Here is a 26,115-nt window from a genome sequence, read left to right on the forward strand (position 1 = left end):
TAACAAAAAGACTCATGAAAGCAGCTGATCATACTCGCGTAGCTACTTTCCAAAGTTGACTTAAAGGGATTCCAATTTTGATTCTTACCGAGTAACCGGTAAGCTTAATGGTCAGACAATAAGCATTTAGTGATGGATCTAATAAGCACTTAGTAATGAAGGGATCACAATTGCCTCACTTCCTGAAGTAAACTTTGCTCAGTAAGTGAAGCGCTATCACTCCTAGATGTATTTTTGTACTGCCCAAAAGAAAGTAACAAAGGGATTAAGATTAGGGTAATCGGTGTAGCAAATAGCTCCCCGAATACCAGGGATATAGCCGCTGGCTTTAAATATTGGGCTTGCTCGCTGGTTTCGGCTAATAAGGGTAGCAACCCACAGATAGTAGTCACCGTAGTTAAGAAAATTGCCCTTACGCGACTTTTCCCAGCTTGAAGTAGCGCTGTTTTTACTGGTACGCCCTGCGCGTAGAGCTGATTAAATCGGCTCATTAAAACCAGGGAATCGTTAATCACTACCCCAGTCATTGCCATCATTCCAAACAAGGATAATAAGCTTACTGGGAAGCCCAACAGGCCGTGTCCAATAATTGCCCCTGCAAAGCCCATTGGAATCACCGACATAATAATCAAAGGTTGCCAATAGGATTTTAGTGGTATCGCCAACAAAACGTAGATAAGTAAAAGCGTCAGCAACATGGACTTTTTAAATCCAGCCTGTACTTCTACTATTTCGGCGAATTCACCAACGGCTTTAATTTGGACACCCGGATAAAGGCGCTCCAGTTCTGGCACCAGCTCTTCTTTTAACCGCTCCCAGTTGTTTTCCGGTGAACTGACAGAGCGATTCTGACGCCAATAGATACTGACCACTTCATCGCGATTACGTCGATAAATAACCTCGGGTTCACGCTCGTACTTAAGCTGGGCAATTTCGCCTAAGCTTACATAGCTGTTGTTATCCAGGTTAATAGGTGTAGCTTTTAACTGCTCAAGTGTTTTGGTTTCTGTTTGAGGAAAGCGAGCCAACACTAGAGTTTCTTCACCTTTATCCAACAGGCGATGTATCTCAATCTGGCCGAATGCTCCCCCTATCAGCACTGCCAGATGACTTTGATCAATTCCCAGGCTGGCTCCCCGCTCATTGACCGTAATTTTCAGCTGTCTTTTGGCAAGTTGGCTATCATCGTATACATCGTTCACACCGGGTAACTCTGCGAGTAGAGCCTTGAGGCGGCCAGCCACTTGTTTCGCCTGATCTCGATTGCTGGCAGACACCGCAATGGCAGTATCCCCCGCCGGCTCTTCCGTAAGGCTAAACTTCACTGCATAGCTTCCCTCCAGGATACCTGTTTGCAGCCGCAGCTCCTCTAAAAAGCGGTTGCTCTCTACTCTGGCCAGGGCATCATGTGTTAATTCCGCTGTCAACTCTATGGTCTTGGTGCCTTCCTTTGACACGATATATTTGCTAACAGGTGACTCCGGCAACCCATACTCCTGTTGCAACCTATTTGCGGTGCGCTTGATGGCCTGTTCAAGTTGATCGGTATTACGTTCCGTTAAAGTATTTGCAGCTCCATGCTGCATAGTGACTTTAACCGTGGCATAGCGTCCGGGAATTTCAGGGAAGAATACTGAGGCGATATGCCCCTTGAACATAGCGCCATAGGCCAGCAGCAGAAAGGTGGCAAATAGACTAATGCTTATTTTCCGGTTTGCCAGGCTCAATGACAAAAGCGGAATATATATCTTATCCGAAAATCGATTTAATAAACGGTTACATTTCTCTCTGGCAATCTCAATCCATCGTTTTATTGCGCCACTAGTTTGAGTATGTGTATTTGGATAGCTTAAATGCGCAGGTAATATAAATTTGCTCTCAATTAATGAAAATATCAGTGCAAATATCACTACAGCAGAGAATCCTGACAGCACCTTTGCCAACTCATTTTCAATCCATAGCATCGGTGAGAAGGCCGCGATTGTAGTCAATACGCCAAAAACTGTGGGCACGGCTACGGCTTCAACCCCCTTCCAGGCAGCTTCTTTGGTGTCAGTTGTATTTTGTCTCGCCTGGTGAATACTTTCACCGACCACAACGGCATCATCTACCAATATCCCCAGTACCAAAATCATACCGAATAAAGTGATATCGTTGATGCTGTAATCCAGGGAAGGAAAACCCATCAATGTAATCGCACCAGCCAGGGATATGGGAATACCTAAGGCAACCCAAAAGGCCAGCCGCGTATCTAAAAAAAGCACCAATAGCAATAAGACGATTAATAATCCCTGCAAGGCGTTGGAACTTAGCAAGTCTAATTGCTCGGAAATATAGGGAGACATATCCGCCATTACATCCAACTGCATGTTCCTGGGTAATGTCGATTCCAATGATTCTAATACTGATTTTGTGGCTTCATGGATATGAAACAGGTTGTCTTTTTGGCTGGTGGATACCATCAGTGCGACTGCAGGTTGCCCTTGATATCGAACAATACTGTCGGTTTGCTCATAATCTCGCTTAACAGTAGCGATATCACTGAGTCTCACTCGTGCCGTCGATGTAGTGATAATGGGGATATTCCTCAGTTCCGCCAAGTTGTCAGCCAGGGAACTGCCCTGCAGCACAATATTTCCATTGGCCGTTCTTAATTCACCACTGCGATATTCCACTGACCACTGGCGAATACGTTCCGTTAGGTTCTCAAGAGACAAACCGTAGCGTTGAAGTTTCCTGAGGTCTGGCTCTATAGCCAATAGTTGCTTTCTTTTCCCCAGATTTGTCACTTTGGAAATAGCAGGATGTTTCTTAAGCACTCGCTCTACTCGTGAGGATACCTGCTGAAGCGAATCATTATTGTCACCACCGTAGACCATGACAAACGCCGCAAGATTCGTATATTCACTGCGATAAATACGCGGCCGCTCCGCCAATGCGGGAAAGCCTTCGATACTTTCAACTTGATTGCGAATATCTTCAATCAAACGATCCAGCTTCACATTAGTATTTTTTTTCACTACCAATGAAGCGTAACCTTTGCTTGATTGGCTGGTTATGCGCTTTATTCCTGCAACACCACTAATAGCTTCCTCAATACGCTGTGTAATGCTCTCATCGACCTGGCGGGCAGTGCCGCCGGGGTAGACAACGGAGATTTCGACTTCCGTAGGTGGAATTTGCGGAAAACTTTCCACCCTTAGATTTTGAAAGGTCAGCAAGCCTGCAACCAGAATGAAAGCCATGAGAAGGTTAGCGGCAACTGGGTTATCCAGGAACCAGCGTGAGAGTGTTTTCATATCCAGGCCTTAGTGGATAGTCATTGCAACCGCTTGACCTTCTACAAAGTTGGTCAAAGGAAAGCGAATAAGCTGACGATTCTGGTGGGGTCGATTCTTGTAACGAAATAGAACCGAATCCGGCCGCATATCCAGTAGCTCTATCTCTTCCAAAAGGAGTGATCGTTCAGAAACGCTCCATACTTTCCCATCTTCTGTAAGAACCGATGCTGGTGCACTGACAACATAGCTCTGCGTGTTGCCTCCAAACACTACATCAACCTGCTGATCGGCGAGCAAGGGAATTTCGCGCTGAAAGGGGTTAGCCACTTGCAACATAAGGCTGCGCTGGCGGGTGTCCGCATCCATGATTGGGCTTAGGTAACGGACCGAGGCCTGCCATTGCTGTCCGTCAGGCGCCTCTATAGTGATTTTGCAGGGATCTTGCTGAAGACCGTTTAAGCGCTGCCAAGTCTGCTCGGAAAGCTCAACTTGGATATCCAGGTACTCACTGGCTGCTACTCGAAAGAGTACATCCCCCTCATTTATCCATTGGCCAGGATGGATTAAATCGGCAATAACCACCGAGTCAAAAGGCGCTTTAATTTGTGTATCAGCCAACCTCTGCTGTGAGGATGCGAGAGCTCCCTTCGCCGCTTCTCGATTTGCCTCTGCGGCTTTGACATGCGGCTCCAGTCGGCCAAATGATGACTTCGCTTTATCCCCTCGTTTTGCCACGTATTGACGCGTGAGTATCTCGGCCAAGTTGAGTTCAGCCTCTGACACTCTGGCTTGAGCAGCACTGAGCTCAGCCTGGTAAAAAGTATCCTGTAGCGACGCCAGTATTTCTCCTTTCCTAATGAGATTGCCCGGCATTGCGTGGTTAGCAATATGGGTGACACGCCCGCTGACTGACGCGATAACTTCAGTCGCCCAGCGGGGTTGTGTTATGCCTGTTGTTTTGACTTCAAGCTGAGCATCCGCCGGTACTGCCTCCACGACAGTAACAGTAAGGCCAAACTCTTTGGGCTTCTCCACCATGGCTGCTGGCTGTTGCTCAACCATAAGCCACAGCCCCACCAAGACCAGCAAGCTGGTGGCAGCAATACCTGCAGCCCGCCGCTTTAACCAGATTCCCGCAATTTTCATCATGCCTAGACAACTTACAAGTTATGGAACACACTTGCACCATAACTTGTAAGGCATTATGATACAAGTATGTTCCATAAAGTTCGGGTAATAACTCCATGACTGATCACCTAGATGCGCGTATTCAGAAGTCACAAACTGCGATCATGAAGGCAGGTATGGAACTCCTGAGCAAAAATAGGGAGGCATCCTTTAGCGATATTGCCCGGGCGGCCGGAGTTGGGCGCACTACCCTTTACCGTCTTTATGATACGAGAGAAAAGCTGATTAAGGCGGTTGCGATTCACTGCCTGGAGGCATTTGATAAAACGACCGAACACTTGGAAAGCGAGGCTGAATCGGCTCTGCAAGCCTTCCACCTGATGTTCAAGGCGATTTTTCCGCTGTCGGCCGAAATGGAGTTTTTAATGAAGTTGGGAGACTTTAATGAAGATGACCCAGAGCTCACCGCTATCTATGAGAAACAAGAGAGTGAAATCGCTACACTGGTGGAATACGCAAAATCTGAAGGCAGCCTGTCCAAGAAACTTCCTACTTCCTGGGTGGTAAACCTGGTAGAGGGCCTGCTTTATACATCCTGGCTAACAAAAAATGCAGAATCCATAGATCACGATACGCTGGCCGATTTAGCGTTTCACACATTTTGCAATGGCGTTGCTCGTTAACCATTGAGAGTGTTGTTAAATGACTCAGCCAGTTACCACTGTTTCAAAATCAACAGATGATGATTATACGAAAGGCAAGCACAAACATTCTTTACTTTCGATTTTTACCCGGTTTAAGTGGCGAGTATCCTTGACCCTATCGCTGGTCGTTATTGAAACACTCCTCGAACTACTTTTTCCACTTGCCATCGGCTGGGCTATCAATAGTCTATTAGAACAGTCCTATGATGGCATTTATTTATTGGCAATCTTGGGCACTATCTCTGTCCTTATGGGAAGTGCTCGAAGATTTTACGATACACGAATCTATGCACATATTTACCAGGTAGTTACGTCGGAAATGGTGGCCCGTGAAAAAGCAAAAAGGCAGTCGGTGTCGACTATCACTGCACGCTCCAGTTTATTAACTGAAATTGTCGAATTCTTTGAAAATAGCCTGCCAGAAGTTATTACCGTTTCTATTGGTATGGTGGGTTTGCTCATTATCATCAGCGCTATCAATCTCAACGTCTTTCTGGCTTGCCTGGCAATTCTCGCTTTGATTATCCTGATCTATTGCGTAATCGGAAATACCAATTACCAGCTGAATGAATCTTATAATAATGAGCTGGAATATCAGGTTGATGCGCTTAAACAACCAAATGTTGAGCATGCAAAAGCCCACTTCCGGCGCCTTATGCGGTGGAATATTGAATTGAGCGACCTGGAAACTTGCACTTACTTTATATTGTGGACTGGGATAGTCGCTTTGTTTGTTTACGCTCCCATAGCGGCAATCGATGAGGGCCTGGTTAATTACGGATTAATAGTTGCCTTATTGATGTACGTTTTCGACTTTATCGGGAAGGTCTCTGCGTTACCACTCTATGTTCAGCAGGTTATTCGTTTGAAGGAGATTTCTAATCGGATTGGATCATAAGAAAAAGAGGCGGGAATACAGTGTCTCGCGACTGGGAGTATGAATTAGAGTCAATTTTTATTCTTGCCTTAAAAGCTGCTTCAATTAGTCGAATAGGAATCCCTGTACTCCAATCACTTAAACGAAAGGACCACTAGACAATTGTTATCTAGCAGCAAGTGTGAAACTCGCTACTACTTGTGCAACACACCCCAAAATACTGCACCCTACCCCTATTACCCTAGTACTGACACCTTGATATTTAAATGTTTTTCAACTAGGCAGCTTGTCATCCGGGCACAACATAGTGTGCCAGTTGAATCATAAAAGCACCATATATAGTGATCCAGATCAAGCACTCCTCTCTTGCACTTCTTTAAGCTTCCCTCACAATCTGTGAAGGAAGGCCCATGACAAGCACCTCTACCCCTGAAATTGACAGAGCCACATCTCCTGTTCAAGACCTGAGCAGCTTACTGGTACGAAAGCGGGATGGTCGCGCTGTGGCTTTTGATCCTCAACGTATTACTTCAGCACTTGTGCGAGCCGGGCAGGCTACTGGAGAATTTGGTGAGGATGAAGTTGATTGGCTAACCCAGGGCATCCTGAAAGTGATTAATCATCGCTTTGATGCAGCGACACCAGTCGATATTGAGGAAATCCAAAATATCGCCGAGCAAATATTAACTAATTGCGATTACATAGATACAGCACGGGCCTACATCGCCTATCGGGAGCGACATGCTCGCATACGTAATGATCGCCAAACACTGGTAGATGTTGGGGCTTCCATCGAAGAATATCTGGAGCAGGCGGACTGGCGTGTCGCTGCTAATGCCAACCAGGGCTACTCTCTCGGCGGCCTGATTTTAAATAGTGCCGGTAAAATGATTGCCAATTACTGGCTAAATCATGTCTATTCCCCAGAGATTGGTGCAGCCCACCGGGATGGCGATTTACACATCCATGACCTGGATATGTTGGCCGGCTATTGCGCAGGCTGGTCACTTCGCACCCTGCTGCACGAGGGGTTGAATGGGGTTCCCGGCAAAGTGGAGTCTGCACCGCCCGCCCACTTGACCAGTGCAGTTGGGCAGATCGTTAACTTTCTTGGCACATTGCAAAACGAATGGGCTGGAGCCCAGGCATTTAGCTCCTTCGATACTTATCTCGCACCCTTTGTACGCAAGGATCAGCTGGATTACGCCAGTGTGCGCCAGTGCATGCAAGAGCTGATTTTTAACCTGAACGTGCCATCCCGGTGGGGCACCCAGACTCCCTTTACCAACCTCACTTTCGATTGGGTTTGCCCTCAAGACTTGCAAGACCAGGTGCCGGTGATTGCCGGCAAAGAAATGCCATTCACTTATGGTGACCTGCAGGTGGAAATGGACCTGATTAACCGCGCCTATATTGAGGTGATGAGTAAAGGGGACGCGCGCGGCAGGGTCTTCACTTTCCCAATTCCAACTTACAATATCAGTGAGGACTTTCCCTGGGAGAGCGAAAATGCCGAGCGGCTATTTGCCATGACTGCCCGCTATGGACTGCCCTACTTCCAAAACTTTATTAACTCAGACCTCAGTCCAAACATGGTGCGCTCCATGTGCTGCCGCCTACAACTGGACCTGCGAGAGCTGCTTAAACGTGGCAATGGATTATTTGGCTCCGCGGAACAGACCGGCTCTCTCGGTGTAGTAACGATTAACTGTGCACGTCTGGGCTATTTGTATAAGGGGGACTGGGACCTCCTGCTCGCCCAGTTAGATAAACTACTGCTCCTTGCACGGGATTCCCTGGAAGTGAAGCGCAAAGTGATTCAGCGGCATATGGACGCCGGCCTGTTTCCCTACACGCGTCGCTATCTTGGCACACTGCGTAACCACTTCTCCACCATTGGCGTTAACGGCATTAATGAAATGCTGCGAAACTTTAGTGAAGACCGTGAAAGTGTCGTCACAGAGCCTGGTAAAAAGCTTGCCGAGCGGTTGCTCGATCATATTCGTTTGCGAATGACAGAGTTCCAGGAACAAACCGGCCACCTCTATAATCTCGAAGCCACACCGGCTGAGGGAACTACTTACCGTTTTGCCCGCGAAGACCAAAAGCGCTATGAGGACATTATTCAGGCTGGCAGCACGGAAGCACCTTACTATACCAACTCATCCCAGCTGCCAGTCGGCTTTACCGATGATCCTTTCGAAGCGTTGGCCCGGCAGGAATCCCTACAATCCCGTTATACGGGTGGCACTGTGCTGCACCTATACCTGGGCGAACAACTGCCAGATGCCGATAGCTGCCGCCGCTTATTACAGCGCGCCCTGAAAAATTATCGGCTGCCCTATATCACAGTAACTCCCAGCTTTTCTATATGCCCAGTACACGGCTACCTGAGCGGCGAACACGAATTCTGTCCCCGCTGCGATGAGGCTCTGCTCGCTCGTGAGCAATCTTGCTGCAGCGATTAAAACCAACCACCAAGGAGAGACATCATGAATAAACCAACCTCACCACTCAAAAATGAAGAGCGCACCCGCTGTGAAGTCTGGAGCCGGGTGATGGGCTATCACCGCCCTGTCTCCTTCTGGAATCCAGGCAAACAATCGGAACACAGGGAGCGCCGCTTTTTTGTTGCTGGTAGTGACAAATAACCATGGCTGAAAAGCTGCGCATTGGCGGTTTTACACCATTTACCGCTATCGACTTCCCTGGTGAATTGGCCGCGGTGGTCTTTTGCCAGGGGTGCCCCTGGCGTTGCCGCTACTGCCATAATGGTGATCTGTTGCCGGCCCGCGCGCCCAGTACCTACGACTGGGACCAGATATTGGGGTTCCTCGCCAGCCGGCAAGGACTGCTGGATGCGGTGGTATTTTCTGGCGGAGAGCCAACTGCCCAGGGGGCACTGGAAGCAGCCATTGCCCAAGCCCGAAGCCTGGGGTTTAGGATAGGTTTACATACTGCCGGGATCTACCCTCGGAAACTGAGTCACTTGATCCCCAGTTTGGACTGGGTTGGGCTGGATATAAAAGCGTTGCCGGAAAATTACCCTGCCATTACCGGGGTAGATGGTAGCGGTACAGCACCCTGGCAATGTGTAGAGCTACTAGTCGAGGCGGGAACAGCAATGCAAGTACGCCTTACCAGGCATCCTCGCCTCACCAGCGATGAGGAGCTAGCTCAAATTCAGGAGAAGCTTCGTAAATGCGGTGTTCATCATTTAGAGGTGCAGCGCTGTAATACCGAGCAAGCGCTTGACCAAACTCTGAAGTTTATTTCATAGGGCTAACAAGTTTGGATGGCGCTTGCTGAATTGGCCTGACCTGACAAGCATCACTTGCTGCCTTGCTGATGGAACAGAGGCTGTATTAATATCCAGAACTTCCCCAATAGACCCCTGCCCTAATCCACTATGGTGTTGTCCCGACAGTTCTATCGCCAAGGCCCCAGCCGGCGGGATAATTCACTGGTCTCTTTTGCCGATGTCAGAAGGCGCTTTGGCTTCAGATCTATAGCAGTTGGGCGCTGGGTAACCGATAAAGAGCGAGATCGAGCTGCGGGCCTATTTTACGATGCCCTTGTTGATTTAATGGCCATCCTCAAGGGGCCAGAAGCACTTATATCCCTAAGAGGCAGCTTGTCTTTTCAATATGGAATCGGCGGTCGGCTAGGCATGTCCGCTTTTTATGACCCTTCTGCACGTAGCTTTTCACTAGCTAAAAACGCCGGACCCGGATCCATCGCCCACGAATGGTTCCACGCGCTGGATCACTACCTTGCCCAGAAGGCATTCAGTGATACTTCTCAAAGTATGTATGCCTCAGACGCCTGGCTCCGCGGTGCGACTCCCGAACCCCACCCGCTAAATGATCTTCTTTTCGCTTGCTTTAAAACCATTATGTTAGACGAGGAAGGCAGCAATCCCAGCGATCTGGTTACTGCATCCGTAAAGGCTGATAAGGCAAACGGTTCCATCTATTACAGTGAGCCAGTTGAACTTTGTGCCCGTGCCTTCGAGGCCTTTATCCAGGATTCCAGTATCAGCAACAACTTTCTGGTGGCGGGCTCAAAGGCCAGTAAAGAGGCCAAGCTTGGCCTCTACCCGATAGGACACCAGCGCCAGCAGATCAATCTTGCATTTGAGCAATACTTTGCTCTCTTAGGGCGAGCGCTTTGGGCTGAGTTGAATGAGAGTGAGTAAGTTGGCTTTTGAGTTTAGTAGCAAGCTCTTCGGCCAATGACTGACTTTGCAATAAAGCCTGGTTTACCGAATTTCGATGCCGTTCATCCGCAAACTCCTGGAATTCCGCATTGATTTCATGGACTTGATCGACCCCCAGGTAATGGCTCAGTGTCCTGATATGAGGACCCAAGTGATTCATGTTCTCGCGTATTCCCCCCTCTGCAAAGCCAAACTCTCCGGCAGAAGTAATTAGCACCAGAACCTTCCCCGACATAATGGGCTCAAGCGGATAGTCTCCACGGGCCAAGTCAAAGGTGAAGGTCTTGTTGATGCGTATCACCTGGTCGAACCAGGCTTTTAAAGCCGCCGGCATACCGTAGTTATACATTGGGGAGGACATTACTATGACATCCGCCTGGTCGAGTTCATTGATCAAAGTATCCGATAATGTAACCAACGATTTTTGCTCTTCACTACGCTGATCTTCTGGAGTGAATACAGAGGCAATCCAATCCTGGGTAATGAATCCTGGCGGGGTCTGACCAACATCCCTATAGATGAGTTTATCTTTTGGTCTTAGCCCAAGCCAACGCTTCACAAAACTTGCGGCAACGGCCTTGGAGATAGAGGAGTGTTTTGGTATGTCCCTATACTCCTCCGGCACCTGAATAGTCCCGAAAATCTGGGCGCTGGCTTCAATATGAAGAAGGGTTTTCATTTGCTAGACCTCGAAAAATTCATCATTTGGTCCAGCGATAGTGCAGTCTATAAGCATTCTTGACAAATGAGATATTTTTCTTTATAGATGAATTAATTTCATCTATAAAGAAGAGTAGTCCATGTATCCAAGCCTACCCTCCCTCAATTCCTTAAAGGTTTTTGATGCAGCTGCGAGGCTCGGTAGCTTCAAGAAAGCTGCAGAGGAACTCTTTATCACTCCTACAGCAGTATCCCATCAGATAAAAAGCCTGGAAGAAACGCTAGACAGCCAGCTGTTTGAGCGTAAAACCCGCGCAATACAATTAACAGAAGAAGGAAGGCTACTCGCAGAAACAACTTCACGAGTTTTTCAGCAACTTGCCGCAGCAATAGGTGAAATCGCTAACTCAAATAGTGTGATTGCTGTCAGTACAACTTCATCTTTTGCTGCACTGTGGCTGGTTCCCCACCTGGAGCGCTTTTATCAGAAGCATCCTGGTATCGAGATATCCATTTCGACCGGGGAACAGATAGATGATATTGAGCGCGACCGACACATTGATGTAGCTATTCGCTATGGTGAATTTGATCCAAAAGCCAAAAATAGCACAAGGCTTATTACTGAATCAGTGGGTATGTATGCTACGCGGAACTACTTATCAAACATAACCGACCTCGAGCAGGCGCAGCTATTAGAAACCAAATGGATCAACCAATCTTTAACCCCATTCAGTTGGAAATCCTTACTTGGCGACTTCAATAAAAACCTTACCATTCGTCAATATGATCAGGAGTATCATGTCATACAAGCCGCACTAGCGAGCCAGGGGATTGCATTAGTCAGTTCCCTACTGATTCAGAATGCCTTACAGAACGAATGGTTGGTGCCATATAAAAGCGCAGCAGCTACAAAGCAAAAGGCTGAAGGGCTTTCATACTGCGCAGTAATCCCAGACCGCAATATAAATAACAAGCAGGTTAGTGTGTTTCTTGATTGGCTACTTGAAGAAATAGAATAAACTATGTATACGATATCGCCCTTACGAGCAAAGCTCGAAAGGGCGATAAACAAGCCATCACTAAAAAGCAATAAGACTTAAAAATTTAGAGGCAAATAATATTTTCTGCCTGAGGGCCCTTGGCACCCTGGGTAACTGTAAACTCTACAGCTTGCCCTTCCTGCAATGTTTTAAAGCCACTGCTGGCAATGTTGCTGAAGTGTGCAAAAACATCGGGGCCGGATTTTTGTGCAATGAAGCCAAAACCTTTGGCTTCATCGAACCACTTAACAGTACCAGTCGTTGTGTTAGACATAATAAATATCCTGAGAAAATAAATTGATCATAGTTGACCTGTTGGTCGAGCGGGCAAAAACTGAGAATTTAAAAGAGACAGAACGAAGGATTATGACTAAAACCACGAGTTGAACTAAAATAAAAACTGGGCGTTTATACCAGCTATCGGGATAGTAGCACCTAGAGCTAACTCGTGTCTATAAAAATAGAAATTAAGGATAGGAATGAAGCAGATAACTCAATAGCTGTATTATAAATGGCCTATTTTAAAGATTTTCCGCTCTAGCTATAGTTCACTCTGTGTCCTAGAGAGCTCTCACTAGGGAGTGCTACCTAGCTCCATACGAAAACGCCTTCTTAATTGTTTGAGAAAGGTCATCGGGGCCAGCCTGTACAAGTAGGCTCCAATCAGGCTTATATCTTTTGGAAACCAACGCTCCCTGCCCTTTTCCAATGCCGTCATAATCTGATTGGCCATCCACTCAGGGCTACGCACCGCTCCCACGGTGCTCCTTTGGTGCCGCGCCTGCCCACCATCTCCAGCTAAAGCGTTCTGCTCAATCGTTGTAGCCAGGAAACTTGGGTAAACCATTAATACACTAACTCCATCGTTCCGCACTTCCTCACGGAATACCTCAAAATACTGGTGCAATGCACTCTTGGCTGCGCAATAGCCCGCCCGCCCCAATACCGGCATCCATCCAGCCATTGAACTGATATTTACCACACAGCCTGATGCCGCTTTTAGCTCCGTAAACAAGCCTTGAGTAAGCTCTACCGGGACATGGTAATTCACCGCCATCACCTTGCGAATAACCGCGCTGGACGTCTGTGTAGAGAGGCTTCGGTGTGTAATGCCAGCATTGTTTACCAGCAGATCGACTCTTGAATGCTCATTCCGTAAGGATTGAGCCAGCTCCTCTAATGCCAAGCAGTTTGATAGGTCAACGGTATATATCCTGACTCGAACACCGATAGCCCTGAGTTGGGCCTCTCTTTGACGAAGTTTTTCAGCTGAAATATCGACCAGAACAAATTCAGCTCTATATTTTTTTGCAAGGCACAGGGTAATCGCCCAACCCAAGCCTTCGGCAGCCCCTGTAATCACAAAAGTCTTCTGTAAATTTTCCGACTGATTTGTGTCCATCTCAACTCTCCTCCACAGACAAGGGAGTTTTACTGGAGAGTGCTACTATGCCGAGTGCCCTTTCTGCAAACAGGTGAAAAACCTCTTTTGAAGTCTTCTCCGGAATAAACCCCAACTCTTCTTTTAAACGGCGATTATCCAGTACCGGCCTGTATTGTAAAAAGGCCACGTGGTCTGGGTGGGTATCCGTTAGGTGGAGGCTGTAACCCAGCCAGAGAACCGCTTTTATCAGCCATACTGGTGGTCTCATCAGTGGTTTGGACAGAATTTGACCTATTTCCTTGGGGCTGAGACTGCCATCACCGGTTAGATTGAATATGCCACTGTTCCCAGTACTCACACCAAGCGTGAGTGCGCGGATCACATCCTGGTCCCAGATAAAGACAAAGGGGGAATTATGCCCACCGGGGTCCAGAAGTACTTTTCGGCTAAAGAGTGCGCTGATCTTATTATTGGTGTTGGCACCTAAAACGGAAGACACGCGAAATACCAGTTGCTTGAGATACGGATACCGCTCACGGTATTCAGCCAGCAGCTTCTCAACTTTGCGCTTGTTATTGGAGTATCCAAATTCAGGGTTCCCCCTCAAAGGGTGATGTTCCTCGAGTTTGGGTGGATTATCCGGATAATAACCATAGGCGGCGCCACTGCTTGTTACAGTGATATGTTCAACTCCCGCGTAGAGACAGGCCTCCAATACATTTCTTGTGCCTTCCACATCTATACGGTATTCAGCAGCGTGGTCACGTCCCGCAGCCATCACTGATGCTAGATGAATCACATGGGTTATAGATTCGTTCTGAATTATCTTACCCAGGTCTTTATCACAGATATCATGAGCAAGAATTGGAAAACTCGCGATTCTAGTTCGGATATCAATCCCGGTCACAGGAAAAGTCTTACTCAACTGCTCCCCAAGCTGGAGACCTATATATCCCGCCGCCCCAGTAATCAAAATCCGCTTGTTCATTTTGAGGCTCCTATCAGGAAGTTGCTTCTGGCCTGCTTGTGCAGAAAACCTCATCTTGTGGTAGGAGATCTTTTTGTAAATCTGCCTTATGTGTTCTGAGTGCCCTTAAATAGGCGTCTTTGTGTACATAATACGCCATGCGCTCAAGTTCCAGATAACGTATACCGCCGTTTACACGTTTTGCCGATCTCTGCTGGATGATTTTCCTAAATCTACTAGCAGACGGTGCGCCAGAAATTAACTGACGAATAAAAAGTGCAACAAGTTCCGCTTGCTTATTGCGTCCTTCCCATCCCAATCCAGCCGCCTCTACCATACCCATCATAAAGAGGTTGTCGGACTCCGGATGGAATACATTCAGATAGAGGCTTGGTGCATGACCACCCCAGTTCAGCTCGCTGCTATCCAAGAACGGGTAATGCAATTTGTAACCGGTAGCTTGCACGATCAGGTCATACGCTCCGCAACTTCCATCTGCGAATCTCACCTTATTCTCATTGACTGATTTGATATCAGGCCTGGGATTGATATCTCCATGGCCAATATGATGCAGGAGCAAGGAGTTGACTACTGGGTGAGATTCAAAGAATTGATAATCAGGCTCTGGCAAGCCGTATTGAGATGGGCGACCCAATGAAAATTGGATCAGCGCCTTTGTAAGGCGCCGCTTAACAAAGAGAGGTAACTGTAGTTTGCCGCCTAACTGATCGATAGGTTTGCCGGCAATGTACTTCGGCAGAAAGTAATAGCCACGGCGCAGGCTGATATCAACGCTTTTCGCTCTATGTGCTGCGTCTACAGCAATATCCGCCCCACTGTTACCACAGCCAATCAACAGGACTTTTTTCCCGGCAAAGATTTCAGAGGACTGATATTGCGCAGAATGTAGTAACTCTCCAGCAAATTGGCCCGGAAGTTCAGGCTGGTTGGGGTGGTGCAAAGTTCCGCTGGCAATGAGTAGTCCGCTAAACTCCCGAGTTCTTTCTTGCCATTTTCTACGAGTGGTAATCAGCCAGTTTGGCCCGCTACGTTCACATCTCAAGACTTCTGTGTCGAACTCGTAATGGCCATAAAGACCAAATTTTCTCGCATAGGATCGGAAGTAATCACGCATCTCCCTGTGACTTGGGTAGTCAGCGACGCCCTCCCCCATCGGAAACTCAGCAAATTCGGTCATCTTCTTGGAGGAAATAAGGTGCGCCGATTCATACATTGTGCTGGTGGGGTTATCGATATCCCATAACCCCCCGACATCACTGTGCAGCTCAAAGCCAATACAAGGGATTCCATGCTTGAGTAAATTTCGAACGGTACAAAGGCCCATAGGACCGGCACCAATCACTGCATAGGGTTTCACGGCAGCTCCCTTTCCCTGTTTATTCGTTATAGCGCCAAGATAAAAGGAATATACCGTGACAAATCAATTACAGATCGTCATTATCGGGCATGTACTGGTTAATTTGGGACATTTTTGATGGATTTGACCGACACCAGAAGTGTAAACCTTAACTATACCAGGGCCTTATTCGAGGCTCTGACCAGCTTGGGTCTCGCCATACCAGAGGGAGCGAGCAACTTACTGTCCCAAATAAACCAGGAAGAACGTATTCCAATTTACCTGCAGGACCTGTTGTGGGAGTCGGTAATCGAGAGTTATCACGACCCTTTATTGGGGGTAAGGCTTGGGCTTGCCATGCAAGCGAGCCAAATCGGCCTAGTGGGTTACCTCCTGATGACCCAAAAAAATTTGGGAGAGGCGATAGAGCAATTGATTACCTACCACCCGTTGCTGGGCGAAGGTGGTCACTTTGAAATGCGTCGCGATGCATTTGCTGTAAACCTGTGTTACCACCCCAGCTTTTTAAGCTTTGCAAAAATCCGTGTAGAAACAGTGCTCACTGCTTGTATTGCTCAAACACGAATCTTGACTGGCGGAAAGTTTCAACCCCTCAAACTATTTCTCTCGTACCCTGCGCCTAGCCTTGCCCTACAGCAATGTTATCAGGAACTTTTACAACTACCACTTGAGTTCAATGCCAAGGTATCAGCGATTCAATTCACAGCTAAAGACTTAGCTCTACCGTTAATCGCGGCGGATGAAGAAGTCGTGGCCTGCTTAAAACCCAAAGCAGATGTTCTCTTACAGACGTTTGCCGCAAAGACCCTACACCGAAAGGTAACACTTTTACTTCAGCAGGCCCCAGGTTTAACACGTGAGAAAGTCGCCAAGCATCTTTGCCTAAGCCCTAGACATTTGGGTCGTAAGCTGCAGGAAGAACAGATCAGCTTTCGTGCTCTTCAGGATGAAGTGCGTAGTCACTATGCGAAACAATGGCTTAAAGAAGGGGAAAAAACAATAGTCGAAATTGCCTCGACCCTAGGATACTCCGATGAAAGTGCCTTCGGTAAAGCATTCCGGCGCTGGGAGAGCATTTCTCCTGGCTCTTATAGACAGAGTCTTAAACACAAGACAATTTGATTCTTCAATAGTAGAAGCCGATCTGTTCACTAATACTGGCCTTCTTGTAGCCAATTTCTTCCTCATACTCCCTCAAAAGTAAGGGCGCGCTCCATATTTGGGCGGCTATATCCCGATCATTCCGTTTAACCAGAGCAGGCGCTACAAACATCTCCATTGAAAGCGCTAAATCTAACCTCCCAAGAATAGTTAATAAACACAAGCGGCACTTTATCCGACAAAGACCCGGCCACTACACAGAGGCTATGATCAAAATTCGAACACTAGATTTTTTTTGTAAGGAGTTCGATATCAATGAAAGGCGGAATTTTTTCTAGGGCGCAATTTAGCAACTTAGGTGATTACAACTCAACTGATCCTTTTATTAAACGATTTCATGCCATCAATAAAGATATTCGGACCAGAACTTATGGCAATTTTCCACCCTTGAGGGGAAATTACGAAGATTGGAAGAGCTTTATTGAGGACGCTGTGGCCGAGGATGCCAAAGCAAGTTTTGAATTGATTGAAGCCAACCAGATACTTGCGGCCTGGGAAACTGCACTGGGTATTGGAAAAGTTTCATCATTTCCAATCAGTATCAGTGCGAGTATTACTGACATCTGTAACGCCCGGTGCAACTTTTGTGCATACCTGCCTGAACGGGTATCAAATCAGAAACTGTCATTTGATCAATTTCAAAAAGCCAACTGGCTTAAATTTTGTCGTGCTTTCAGGCCCAATGGCGGAGGACTTGGTGAACCTTTTGCCCACCCAAAAATTCTGGAGATACTGGAACAGCTTAGGGAAACTGCACCATATTTGTCTCTAGGGTCTGTCACTAATGGCTCAATTATGCGTCCAGAGGTGGCAGATATTGTCGCGCAGTATTTTTCATACCTCTATGTATCGGTAAATGCCGCGCGCAAGGAAACTTATGAATGGACCATGGCCCCATTAAAGTGGGAGCGGTTCGTAGACAATATGGATCGACTTAATGACTTAAAGCAACGACACGGCAGAGAGCGCCCATGGCTAAGGGCTGGATATGTTGTTCATAGCGGCAACCTTGATGAACTTCCGGAATTACCAGCTTTGCTACGCAGGTTTGGCTTCAAGGATTTGAACGTTAATCCAATGGTTCCGCCACCCCAGTATGGCCGCAACCAATTGCTGACTGAGGAAGCCAGTATTTTCAAGATTCCTCATAGGGCAGATTATGTTTTCCGGCAGCTTGAACAAGAGTGCGCTATCCACGGCATTGCACTTTCAAAAGCTCTTCCTAGTTTGAAGAAACTGCTTGGTGCGGCAGAAGGCGATAGAGTATGTCCACAGCAGAATAACCCCTCAATCGTAGCTACTGATAGAGAGTATCACATCACACCCAGCAGTCATAAAGTACCAGGCATGCTGAGCAATACCCCAAAGTCGCTAGTAATAACCAACAGGTTATCCAAGAAACCGATTGACAAGAAAGTTAATACTGCCAATGCCGCATTGAGAGCGAGTAAACCCAAAATCAGGCCAGTCATGGTCTCCATGCCTCAGGCGACAGGCTTAAACCTAGCAAAGGTAGTGGTAAGTAACAGTGACCTGGAAGCTATGGCGGAGACTGGTGATGGTGTGTCCTACAGCTACGAGTGGTCTGTTTTTGAGAACCAGAACCTAATTCCTATCTGCTGGGCCCCATGGAGAGCTCTCAAGATAGATATCTTTGAACGTACTCAAGTCTGCTGTAACTTTTTCCGGAAATTACCAAAATTTAAATGGACCAACGCCAAGGACTTCCATAGCGAAAAAAACATGTGGAATCACCCTTATATGCAGCATCTGCGAGAAACAATGGGTACACCTGAGGAGGTACCTTTTTGCACATTATGCAAGTCAACTGATAAAAGGCATTTAAAGAACGACAAAGAAAAACGTTCAATAATGCTGAAAAGCCAAAAAAAGTATTATGAGATTGTAGCCAAAGTATCTGGTGTAGAGCTATGTGGCAAACTTGACTCTGTAAAGTCTCCACTACCTGATTGGAGCATCAAAAGTTCATTGCCCGATCAAAGACCAATTTCACCATACACAAAGGGGATTGATTATTACAGGTACTCAGTCTTTCAACATGGATTCCATAACATTGGTAAAGTGTTGATGCTTGCAAGAGTCCCTGCAGTCTGGGCCCCCTTTCTCGCAGAAGTCAATGAATCGGTACATATCCTAAGCCCGCGACGAGGCCAGTGTGTTATCGCTGAGGATGTGTTAAAAGCATTTCAATTTAGTAATTACAAATTCACTCGTCTCGAGCAGCAACTTCTCGTAGCTGCCCCAAGTAAGTTAGATTTGTATGATGCGGTCTGGCTTGATGGGCTTATTTTTGAAGCCTTCAGCCGTGACGAGGTACTCTTGTGGGTACGTAAGATGCTAAAAAATGGCGGGAGACTTAGAGTAATTGGCGCTCCAGGCATTGGCAAAGTTGCAGAATCAATTCTTTCTAATCCTGAAAGCTCATCAGGAAAATTAGAAACGTTACGAGCTGGCATCCAGTTTTCTGGTAAGGGCAGCTATTTCACTCAGGATGGTGTTCTAGGTGCACTCAAAAAGTATAATCTTGCTCTAGATCGCCTGATGCCGCCCTCTGGTAGCCGTATTGTGCTTGCAGATGGTGTAAAAGGCACCGAAAAACTGAGTGAAACAGAGTTGATCAAAAAACTGGAGCTATTTGTCAGCGGCGGTGAATTAAGCCCCCAAAAGTACTTGGCAGGTATGGACCGAACAGTATCTTTTGCAGCACTAGCGGTCTAACTGCAGAAAAACTGACCTGACAAAGGCCGCCTAAATAGCTGTAAAGAGGCGGCCTTTTTCAACCGCTAGAAATTAGCAATACTGACATGCATCTGGATTAATGATGCGAATTTTTTAATGGCATATTATAGGGTGACAAATTAGGTGAAATTACTTAATTTTTTTCTTTTCTTTTAAAGAAAATTTCAGATTTAGAATTTCTACTGCTAGTGTTATTCATAAACCTGAGAACCATAAAGATCACCAATTTGAACCATGGATACGTCAGAGTCGAAAATAGACGAAGTTAATTCGTCAGGTCTTACCTGCACATGAAAAACAAAGGGCCTTATAGGTAATTAAGGGAACAACGCATTAAACACCGGCGCCAACATTGTACATAGAATATGGATATTGAGAGGCAATTCATGAGACGAGGAAATATACGTTTACTGATGGTAGCTGCTGGGGCCTGCTCACTCTTAGTAAGTAGTCTCGGGGCTGCGAATGTGGATGAGAGTGACGGCGATACGAGTAACGAAGTCACTTATTTCCAGACTAAGCTGGTAAAAGCCGAAAAAGTTTGCAAATTTGAGAATGATCTACCAATCCCAGCCACTATTGATGTTCGTGACGCTATACCGCCTTTCAATAGAGTCAACCTTGCCGTTGAAAAGACTCAGGCTGATTTGGGGCTAAAATATTGTGATGGCTCCAATCAGGTGTTCCCCAAGGCAACAGTCTACGGTTTCAGATTGGAGGGAGAGAGTGAGGTACATTCCCCTGGCCCAACATTTCTAGCGAAAGAAGGTTACCCTATTTCTGTTGCCTTCGATAATAAATTGCAAGGACCCCACTTATTCCCTGTTGACACTTCCATACATGTTCCATATGTAGTCCGGAAAGATCCTGATGCGCGCCCCATTGTAATTCATCTACATGGTGGGCATACAGAACCTCGCAGTGATGGTCATCCTGAAGCTTGGTACACAAAGAATTTTGCATTTACAGGGAAAACATTTGATCTTGATAACTTCCGCTACAATTATTCGAATACTCAGGATGCCACAACATTATGGTATCACGATCACACAGTTGGGCTCACCCGACTCAATAATTATGCGGGTACTGCTGGCTTCTATCTAATTACAGATGACAATGAACAGGAGTTGATTGCCGAAGGAAGGCTTCCAGATGATAAACATACTATCCCAATTATGGTGCAGGACAAACTGTTTAGCACTGACGGACAACTCTACTACCCAGGGGTACATGGTGAACCCTTATCACCGTTTCCCAATGTTGACATACGGCCGGAATGGCCCAACCCAACGATTCTCGATGAATTCTTTGGCAATATTATCTTGGTAAATGGGAAGGTATGGCCGAAGCACCAGGTAAGCCCTACGGTATACCGACTTCGCTTGCTTAACGCATCAGATACGCGAACCTATGTGTTTAAGTTTGAAACTGAATCCAATGATGCGGTGGAATTTTATGTAATTGGGTCTGATGGAGGGTTATTAGAGCATCCTACCAAGGTCGATCAACTGGTGATGTCTCCAGCTGAGCGGTATGATATTTTGGTGGATTTTTCGCCTTATAAAGGCAGTCGTGTTTTCTTGCGCAATGAGGGGGCTGATAGCATGTTTAAGGGGTATTTTAATCCCGAATTGCCAGCTCCAAACGGCCAGACCGAACTGCTGGTCTTTAAGAAAGATGAAAGCTGGTTCTTGCTTAGGAAAGACGATGAAATAGCTCCGCCTACAGAGGTTGCCAGGGATATCTTGCGCTTCGATGTAGGGAATGATCTTGATCAGAGAGACCGTTATTTTGAAGAAGACTGTAAGCCTAACTGCATAGGGAATTTAAACCTATCCGCTGATACTCAACTAGGCAATCCGCCAATCCTGCCTCAAGTAGTCGACCGGCGCCGGAGACTATCTCTATTTCGAGTTTCGGACAACGAGGGGGACACATTAGATCACGGCCGCAGCTTGCTTATGCTAGGTACTTTTGAATTTGGCAGCCTCTCTTTTCAGGATCCGCTAACAGAGATCGTCCAGGTAGGTGCAACAGAAATCTGGGAGTTCCACAATACTACTCGCGCAGCACATCCGATTCATGTACATCTCGTAGAGTTCGATATACTGAACCGGCAGCAAGCTCTTTACGAGCTGATTGATAGGCCGCAAGTGGACCCCTCTGATCCTTTCGGACAATTGATTACTGGCGCGATTATCAACCCATTAACATTCAAGCTTACGGGGGACGAGGTGCTGCCCCAACCCAATGAGTCCGGCCGTAAAGACACTGTCATCACTCTTCCTGGCTATGTTACTCGGATCAAAGCAAATTTTGACTGTACGGGAATCGATTGTACTAACGGAGAGTATGTGTGGCATTGTCATTTGCTGTCCCATGAGGACTACGACATGATGCGCCCTATGAAAATGTATGGCAGAACTTTAGGAGATAAAAAAAGACCTATTCCTTATCCGCTGAGTTCGAGAGAGCAGGATTCAAACTTCAGCTTTCTTGAAACTCTCTTAGGTAAAAATGACGAGCCGACCTGGCCTTTCTACACCAAGAGTTTCAAGCAAAGCTTGAAAACCAGCGATGCAGGCAGCCACCTCACCTGTGAACTCACCAAGAGAAAGATGTAAGAATAGATCAATGGATGGCGGTCACGTGGCGTTCCGACTGACTGATAAATGAGACTGACAAGCATGATTTCTTAAGTATATGTTATTAAGCAATATACAAACACTTTTTACATAGTGAGCGTCGCAATTGTGACGCTCTTTTTTAGAAATCCCGCTATTTGGAGCGACACTCAACTCCACAATCAAGCAAGTCTTCCATAAGAACAAATGACATGCTTAACCCGCATTGCATAAATTTTCTGAAAGTTGATCAGCTACTGAGAAGAATACTTTCAAGTCTTCCTTGCTAATACCTTTAGTTAATTGCTGTGAGAATTCAGCTTCTATTTCTTCTATGGTTTCGAAGAATTTGTAACCTTTCTTGGTAAGTTTTAGCAACTTACTGCGACCATCATTAGGGTTGGGTACTCTCTTTACCATATCCAGACTACAAAGTTCATCTACAAGTCGGGTGACTTGTCCTTTGTCGCGTTTCAGCGTAGCACTCAGTTCAGCCAGGGTGGACTCTTCCTTAGTCCAAATTTGCCGCATGGCCCTCAGTTGTTGGGGAGCAAGCTTCATGCTCAGGCGGCCAAGTTCCGGGGCTATCTGCAAGCTTAAGTCATAGCTCAAACGAAATGCAGCTTCATGAACCGTTCTGTTTTTTGCCATTGGCACAACTCCATATTCAATGGTGAGTACAGCAGGTGCGAAGCACCCGGCTCCATTATTCCTTAACTCCGTTAGTTGACAAGCAGCAATCGCTTCAATATAGATGACATATATCAACCAGATTGTTTTAGAGAAGATATTGCAGAGTAAAACACCAGTAAATTTGCAGGAAGTATTAGCGGCCGAATAATCAGAATCTGACCCTCCTTCAAAGAGGTGGTTCGTTAGATAGCACTAATATGCCCCGGAAGAGTATGCCTAAAACCAGTAGTTCAACATAAGTGAAACCTGGCTCGCACTGTTCACTGCCACTATAGGGCTATTACTAATCTCATCACCATACCAAGCATGTTGAACTCTCCCCAATAGCATCAATCTGGGAGTAAAGCCATAGCCGACTTGCAAGCCTAATTTAGAGACAATGCCGGCATCCGCTTTATATGCAGCCCTATTTAAAGTGGCTTCATCGGTATTCACGCCATAGTAATAATCCAAGGTCTTCTCACTCTGCCAACTGGTATTTAATTCAGGCTTGATAATCCAATTTCCATGCTTATAAGGCAGGCTGTAGCCAGCAGATAGACTGTATCCGTCGTGGATACCGCTAATATCCTGAGACAATCCCACCTTCCAAAGACCCACTGAGCCGCGGTACTCCATAGACAAACGCGCAAGGATAGCGATATCCAACTCCTCCATATCAGCGAGTTCATCACTATCACCGCGGTCTTTATCGCCTACAAAGTCGCCCCCAACCCCGAATTTCACATTAATTCCGTGATTGCGATACAAATTAGCTCCTAGCTCAAAGCCCTGGAAATAAAAACGTTTATAATGGGCGGAAAGCAAAGGAAATATGCGATTTTGGCTCTCGCCCCCTACGTAGATAGACTCTGAACTAAAGGCACCAATCCCCAGCGAATAGCCGGCTTCAGCCTGCCTTGGGGACTGTTCAACTTCTTCTTTGGCCCAAACGGACTGTGACAGAATCGCGCTACAAAGTACGAAGCAGGTCCGAAAGGCCGGCGAAGTTGAAAAATGTCTGCACTTATCTCGCGTAATTGTCATGAGTTGATACCTTAATTATTATTAGTTGCAAATCCATGTGAGCATTGTATCCATCGCAAGTGAACATTTCGCAACCAGCGTCACTTCCAAGGCAAGTTCATCGTTAAGAATTGTTTACCTGAATACAAGTCCAATACCTATTTTTGCTGATTATTGATATGGGCAGGTCCAGATGCACTTAGCATATTAAATTGTGTATAGGTCGATCTTTAGCGGCCTTCACAAAAGTTGGCAACCCAAACAGGCAAAATTTAAAATTTTTTTCAGCAAATCTTAAGGCTGGCTGGCATATTTACTTAACCTTCGCACAATCAGAGAACTGCTACTTAAACTGAAGTCCACTGCTTCATAAATGCGCGATGGAGAGGAGGTATAGATGATATGCATTTGGCGGAGAACCAAAATAAAGATTTTGCCAGCGGGTTCTCAGAGGATATCAGGTATCTTGCGATTTCTGTTTTCTTAACAACAGAAGCGCCCACCTTACGACGCGTATAAGAATATTGACCAACATTTCCATAGACTATAGACATTGCGGCAGCAATAGCATCTGCCATACCCAGGTTCATCCCTTTCCCGCCTACTGGAGAATGGCAGTGGGCAGCATCGCCAGCCAATAGAACGCGGTTTTTACGATAGGTTTCCGCCTGCCTGATAGAAATTTGAAAGGTTCCGGTGCGCCGGACACTGCCAATATTCAGCGGTAATCGCATATTTCCCAGAGCGTCCTCAGTTGATGAGGCAATACGGGCACGATACTTCTCAATTGGCAGGATTAATGTAAATTGGCAATCTCTACCATAGAGATCAAGAGTAATCTCCTCGGAATCAAAATCTCCAACAATATCTACATCCGCAATAGACCACTTTCCTGGTAGATCTATTCCAGGGTATCCGATCTGTAGCTGCTCCCGGACGGTAGATTGGATACCATCTGCCGCAATAACCCAGTCGAACTCACCGCTGGTATTATCTGAAAAATGCGCTTCTGCTTTGTCTGCACTGGTAGAGATTTTCGTTACAGAAAGATCATATTCCACCTGTACACCTTTATCCATCAAGGCATCCCTTAAAATACCCTCCGTTCGATTCTGAGGCAGCCCCAGCGGAACCCGGTCTCTATATTCGTTTCCACTATTATCCAGATAAACCAGAGTCTTCTCATCGCGCAGGACATGCATCTTTCGCAATGGCATGGCTTCTGCCAGAAACGCATCTGCAACTCCCAGGGATTTCAAAGCATCAATCGTTACCGGCATTATGCCAACGGCACGAGACAACTCTGAGGGCTCACTTTTACGCTCTACAACACGACAAATGATTCCCTTGGAGGCCAAAGCTGTCGCAGCTGTTAACCCGGTGGGACCCGCACCTATAATTAATACGTCCATACTCACCACTTGCCATCAAATAGGATTGAGACAGCTGCCGATACAAACGCGTCCCAATCAACTTTAAGAGCCAATTGATGCAAGCTTAGACAATTTTTTAATTGGGCAGTCTCAACAATCGGTTGTACGAACCGATTGCTGTTATCTATAAATGGAAGGGCTTAGTTACTCGGGGTTTAGTTACTCAGGGTGTACTAAACAGATTCTGACTGTGTTTTTCCCCCTGCATCAGGAGCTTCACTATATCCCAGAGCTGAGCCTGGCTTGTCCATAGCGGCTCCCTGGCGATCTAAAACACCAATATCCAGTACGGGGGATGCATCGATATGCTGAGCGTCCATCATCTGGGCAACTCGCTGCAATGATGCGATGATCATGCTTTGCTCCCAATCCTTCAGGTCACCAAACTGTCGAGTAAACTGGTCTTGTAGGGGGATTGGGGCGTCTCGCAAAGTTTCAGCGGCCTGCTCGGTGAGATAGGCATGAACCTTACGTTTATCCGACTGGGAACGCTGGCGGTAAACGAAGCCTCTTTTTTCCAGGCGATCCAATATATTGGTCACTGTCGCCTGACTAAGGCTCACTTCATTAGCAAGCTCACCAATTGTCACTTCGCCCTTATTGCGAATGGTTTGTAGCAGTAGCACCTGTGGGGCTGTCAGCCCGGTAGTCTTGGCAAGATGTTTGGAGTGCAAGTCGGTTGCTCTTATTACACGTCGTAGCGCGACTAACACCTGTTCAATACTGTTCAAAACTACCTCTCAATCAAGTGCCTCGGCGGGTTGAGCTGGGATTATATAGGTGCATTTGAGGATCGCTAAG

The 26,115-nt window shown here is 46.6% G+C and carries 19 protein-coding genes and 1 pseudogene; 9 read left to right on the plus strand and 11 right to left on the minus strand.

Annotated elements, in window-relative coordinates; translation table 11 throughout:
* Positions 1-164: 164 nt before the first annotated feature.
* Together G367_RS0109030 and G367_RS0109035 are read right to left on the minus strand one after the other, a co-directional pair.
* Positions 165-3,299 carry an efflux RND transporter permease subunit gene (locus tag G367_RS0109030; protein ID WP_020412797.1) on the minus strand — a complete coding sequence of 1,045 codons (3,135 nt, stop codon included), beginning with the start codon at positions 3,297-3,299 and terminating at the stop codon, positions 165-167.
* Between the two features lie 9 nt (positions 3,300-3,308).
* Positions 3,309-4,430, minus strand: a complete 1,122-nt coding sequence (locus tag G367_RS0109035) for an efflux RND transporter periplasmic adaptor subunit (protein ID WP_020412798.1) — start codon at positions 4,428-4,430, stop codon at positions 3,309-3,311.
* A 95-nt stretch (positions 4,431-4,525) separates the two neighbouring features.
* Here G367_RS0109035 and G367_RS0109040 point away from each other — a divergent pair, with 95 nt between their 5' ends.
* The 5 genes and pseudogenes from G367_RS0109040 (at position 4,526) to G367_RS0109065 (ending at position 10,188) form a co-directional block, all read left to right on the plus strand.
* Positions 4,526-5,092, plus strand: a complete 567-nt coding sequence (locus G367_RS0109040; protein ID WP_020412799.1) for a TetR/AcrR family transcriptional regulator — start codon at positions 4,526-4,528, stop codon at positions 5,090-5,092.
* 19 nt (positions 5,093-5,111) lie between these two features.
* Positions 5,112-6,011, plus strand: a complete 900-nt coding sequence (locus G367_RS0109045) for an ABC transporter six-transmembrane domain-containing protein (protein ID WP_020412800.1) — start codon at positions 5,112-5,114, stop codon at positions 6,009-6,011.
* 389 nt (positions 6,012-6,400) lie between these two features.
* A pseudogene (locus G367_RS0109050) lies at positions 6,401-8,641 on the plus strand (ribonucleoside triphosphate reductase).
* A gap of 2 nt (positions 8,642-8,643) precedes the next feature.
* Positions 8,644-9,270, plus strand: a complete 627-nt coding sequence (locus G367_RS0109060) for an anaerobic ribonucleoside-triphosphate reductase activating protein (RefSeq protein WP_020412803.1) — start codon at positions 8,644-8,646, stop codon at positions 9,268-9,270.
* 129 nt (positions 9,271-9,399) lie between these two features.
* Positions 9,400-10,188: a CLCA_X family protein gene (locus G367_RS0109065; protein ID WP_020412804.1), complete on the plus strand. Its 789-nt coding sequence runs from the start codon at positions 9,400-9,402 to the stop codon at positions 10,186-10,188.
* Here the strand turns inward: G367_RS0109065 and G367_RS0109070 are convergent.
* A complete protein-coding gene (locus G367_RS0109070; RefSeq protein ID WP_020412805.1) occupies positions 10,115-10,888 on the minus strand; it encodes an FMN-dependent NADH-azoreductase in 774 nt (257 codons plus the stop codon). The genes G367_RS0109065 and G367_RS0109070 overlap by 74 nt on opposite strands.
* A gap of 121 nt (positions 10,889-11,009) precedes the next feature.
* On the opposite strand from G367_RS0109070, the gene G367_RS0109075 reads away from it, so the two are divergent.
* The gene (locus G367_RS0109075) at positions 11,010-11,888 is read left to right on the plus strand and encodes a LysR family transcriptional regulator (protein ID WP_020412806.1); all 879 of its coding nucleotides are present in this window, start codon (positions 11,010-11,012) and stop codon (positions 11,886-11,888) included.
* An 85-nt stretch (positions 11,889-11,973) separates the two neighbouring features.
* On the opposite strand, the gene G367_RS0109080 is transcribed toward G367_RS0109075, so the two are convergent.
* The 4 genes from G367_RS0109080 to G367_RS0109095 form a co-directional block, all read right to left on the minus strand.
* On the minus strand, positions 11,974-12,183 hold the full coding sequence (locus G367_RS0109080) for a cold-shock protein (RefSeq protein WP_020412807.1): 210 nt from the start codon (positions 12,181-12,183) through the stop codon (positions 11,974-11,976).
* A 300-nt stretch (positions 12,184-12,483) separates the two neighbouring features.
* Complete coding sequence (locus G367_RS0109085) at positions 12,484-13,311, minus strand: SDR family NAD(P)-dependent oxidoreductase (protein WP_020412808.1); 828 nt, start codon at positions 13,309-13,311, stop codon at positions 12,484-12,486.
* 1 nt (position 13,312) lies between these two features.
* Positions 13,313-14,281, minus strand: a complete 969-nt coding sequence (locus G367_RS0109090; RefSeq protein WP_020412809.1) for an SDR family oxidoreductase — start codon at positions 14,279-14,281, stop codon at positions 13,313-13,315.
* A 13-nt stretch (positions 14,282-14,294) separates the two neighbouring features.
* Positions 14,295-15,638, minus strand: coding sequence for a flavin-containing monooxygenase (locus tag G367_RS0109095; protein ID WP_020412810.1), 1,344 nt, complete (start codon positions 15,636-15,638; stop codon positions 14,295-14,297).
* Positions 15,639-15,755: 117 nt separating this feature from the next.
* Between G367_RS0109095 and G367_RS0109100 the strand changes: the two genes are divergently transcribed.
* The 3 genes from G367_RS0109100 (at position 15,756) to G367_RS0109115 (ending at position 22,183) form a co-directional block, all read left to right on the plus strand.
* Positions 15,756-16,760 carry an AraC family transcriptional regulator gene (locus tag G367_RS0109100; protein ID WP_020412811.1) on the plus strand — a complete coding sequence of 335 codons (1,005 nt, stop codon included), beginning with the start codon at positions 15,756-15,758 and terminating at the stop codon, positions 16,758-16,760.
* A gap of 294 nt (positions 16,761-17,054) precedes the next feature.
* On the plus strand, positions 17,055-19,538 hold the full coding sequence (locus G367_RS0109110) for a radical SAM family protein (protein WP_020412813.1): 2,484 nt from the start codon (positions 17,055-17,057) through the stop codon (positions 19,536-19,538).
* 407 nt (positions 19,539-19,945) lie between these two features.
* On the plus strand, positions 19,946-22,183 hold the full coding sequence (locus tag G367_RS0109115) for a multicopper oxidase family protein (RefSeq protein WP_169337103.1): 2,238 nt from the start codon (positions 19,946-19,948) through the stop codon (positions 22,181-22,183).
* Positions 22,184-22,399: 216 nt separating this feature from the next.
* Here the strand turns inward: G367_RS0109115 and G367_RS0109120 are convergent, their stop codons facing one another.
* The 4 genes from G367_RS0109120 to G367_RS0109135 form a co-directional block, all read right to left on the minus strand.
* On the minus strand, positions 22,400-22,834 hold the full coding sequence (locus tag G367_RS0109120) for a MarR family winged helix-turn-helix transcriptional regulator (RefSeq protein ID WP_020412815.1): 435 nt from the start codon (positions 22,832-22,834) through the stop codon (positions 22,400-22,402).
* Positions 22,835-23,092: 258 nt separating this feature from the next.
* Positions 23,093-23,902, minus strand: coding sequence for a MipA/OmpV family protein (locus tag G367_RS0109125; protein WP_020412816.1), 810 nt, complete (start codon positions 23,900-23,902; stop codon positions 23,093-23,095).
* Positions 23,903-24,228: 326 nt separating this feature from the next.
* A complete protein-coding gene (locus tag G367_RS0109130) occupies positions 24,229-25,293 on the minus strand; it encodes an FAD-dependent oxidoreductase (RefSeq protein WP_020412817.1) in 1,065 nt (354 codons plus the stop codon).
* 194 nt (positions 25,294-25,487) lie between these two features.
* Positions 25,488-26,045 carry a MarR family winged helix-turn-helix transcriptional regulator gene (locus G367_RS0109135; RefSeq protein WP_083922700.1) on the minus strand — a complete coding sequence of 186 codons (558 nt, stop codon included), beginning with the start codon at positions 26,043-26,045 and terminating at the stop codon, positions 25,488-25,490.
* Between the last annotated feature and the right edge of the window lie 70 nt (positions 26,046-26,115).

The organism is Microbulbifer variabilis ATCC 700307, from assembly GCF_000380565.1.
Lineage (GTDB): Bacteria > Pseudomonadota > Gammaproteobacteria > Pseudomonadales > Cellvibrionaceae > Microbulbifer > Microbulbifer variabilis.

What these genes read in the sequence shown, in the direction of transcription:
- G367_RS0109080 (WP_020412807.1), bottom strand. Translation starts at nt 12,183, where the DNA reads ATGTCTAACACAACGACTGGTACTGTTAAGTGGTTCGATGAAGCCAAA.
- G367_RS0109075 (WP_020412806.1), top strand. Translation starts at nt 11,010, where the DNA reads ATGTATCCAAGCCTACCCTCCCTCAATTCCTTAAAGGTTTTTGATGCA.
- G367_RS0109070 (WP_020412805.1), bottom strand. Translation starts at nt 10,888, where the DNA reads ATGAAAACCCTTCTTCATATTGAAGCCAGCGCCCAGATTTTCGGGACT.
- G367_RS0109035 (WP_020412798.1), bottom strand. Translation starts at nt 4,430, where the DNA reads ATGATGAAAATTGCGGGAATCTGGTTAAAGCGGCGGGCTGCAGGTATT.
- G367_RS0109065 (WP_020412804.1), top strand. Translation starts at nt 9,400, where the DNA reads ATGGTGTTGTCCCGACAGTTCTATCGCCAAGGCCCCAGCCGGCGGGAT.
- G367_RS0109060 (WP_020412803.1), top strand. Translation starts at nt 8,644, where the DNA reads ATGGCTGAAAAGCTGCGCATTGGCGGTTTTACACCATTTACCGCTATC.
- G367_RS0109090 (WP_020412809.1), bottom strand. Translation starts at nt 14,281, where the DNA reads ATGAACAAGCGGATTTTGATTACTGGGGCGGCGGGATATATAGGTCTC.
- G367_RS0109115 (WP_169337103.1), top strand. Translation starts at nt 19,946, where the DNA reads ATGAGACGAGGAAATATACGTTTACTGATGGTAGCTGCTGGGGCCTGC.
- G367_RS0109085 (WP_020412808.1), bottom strand. Translation starts at nt 13,311, where the DNA reads ATGGACACAAATCAGTCGGAAAATTTACAGAAGACTTTTGTGATTACA.
- G367_RS0109125 (WP_020412816.1), bottom strand. Translation starts at nt 23,902, where the DNA reads ATGACAATTACGCGAGATAAGTGCAGACATTTTTCAACTTCGCCGGCC.
- G367_RS0109120 (WP_020412815.1), bottom strand. Translation starts at nt 22,834, where the DNA reads ATGGCAAAAAACAGAACGGTTCATGAAGCTGCATTTCGTTTGAGCTAT.
- G367_RS0109130 (WP_020412817.1), bottom strand. Translation starts at nt 25,293, where the DNA reads ATGGACGTATTAATTATAGGTGCGGGTCCCACCGGGTTAACAGCTGCG.
- G367_RS0109040 (WP_020412799.1), top strand. Translation starts at nt 4,526, where the DNA reads ATGACTGATCACCTAGATGCGCGTATTCAGAAGTCACAAACTGCGATC.
- G367_RS0109045 (WP_020412800.1), top strand. Translation starts at nt 5,112, where the DNA reads ATGACTCAGCCAGTTACCACTGTTTCAAAATCAACAGATGATGATTAT.
- G367_RS0109110 (WP_020412813.1), top strand. Translation starts at nt 17,055, where the DNA reads ATGAAAGGCGGAATTTTTTCTAGGGCGCAATTTAGCAACTTAGGTGAT.
- G367_RS0109030 (WP_020412797.1), bottom strand. Translation starts at nt 3,299, where the DNA reads ATGAAAACACTCTCACGCTGGTTCCTGGATAACCCAGTTGCCGCTAAC.
- G367_RS0109100 (WP_020412811.1), top strand. Translation starts at nt 15,756, where the DNA reads ATGGATTTGACCGACACCAGAAGTGTAAACCTTAACTATACCAGGGCC.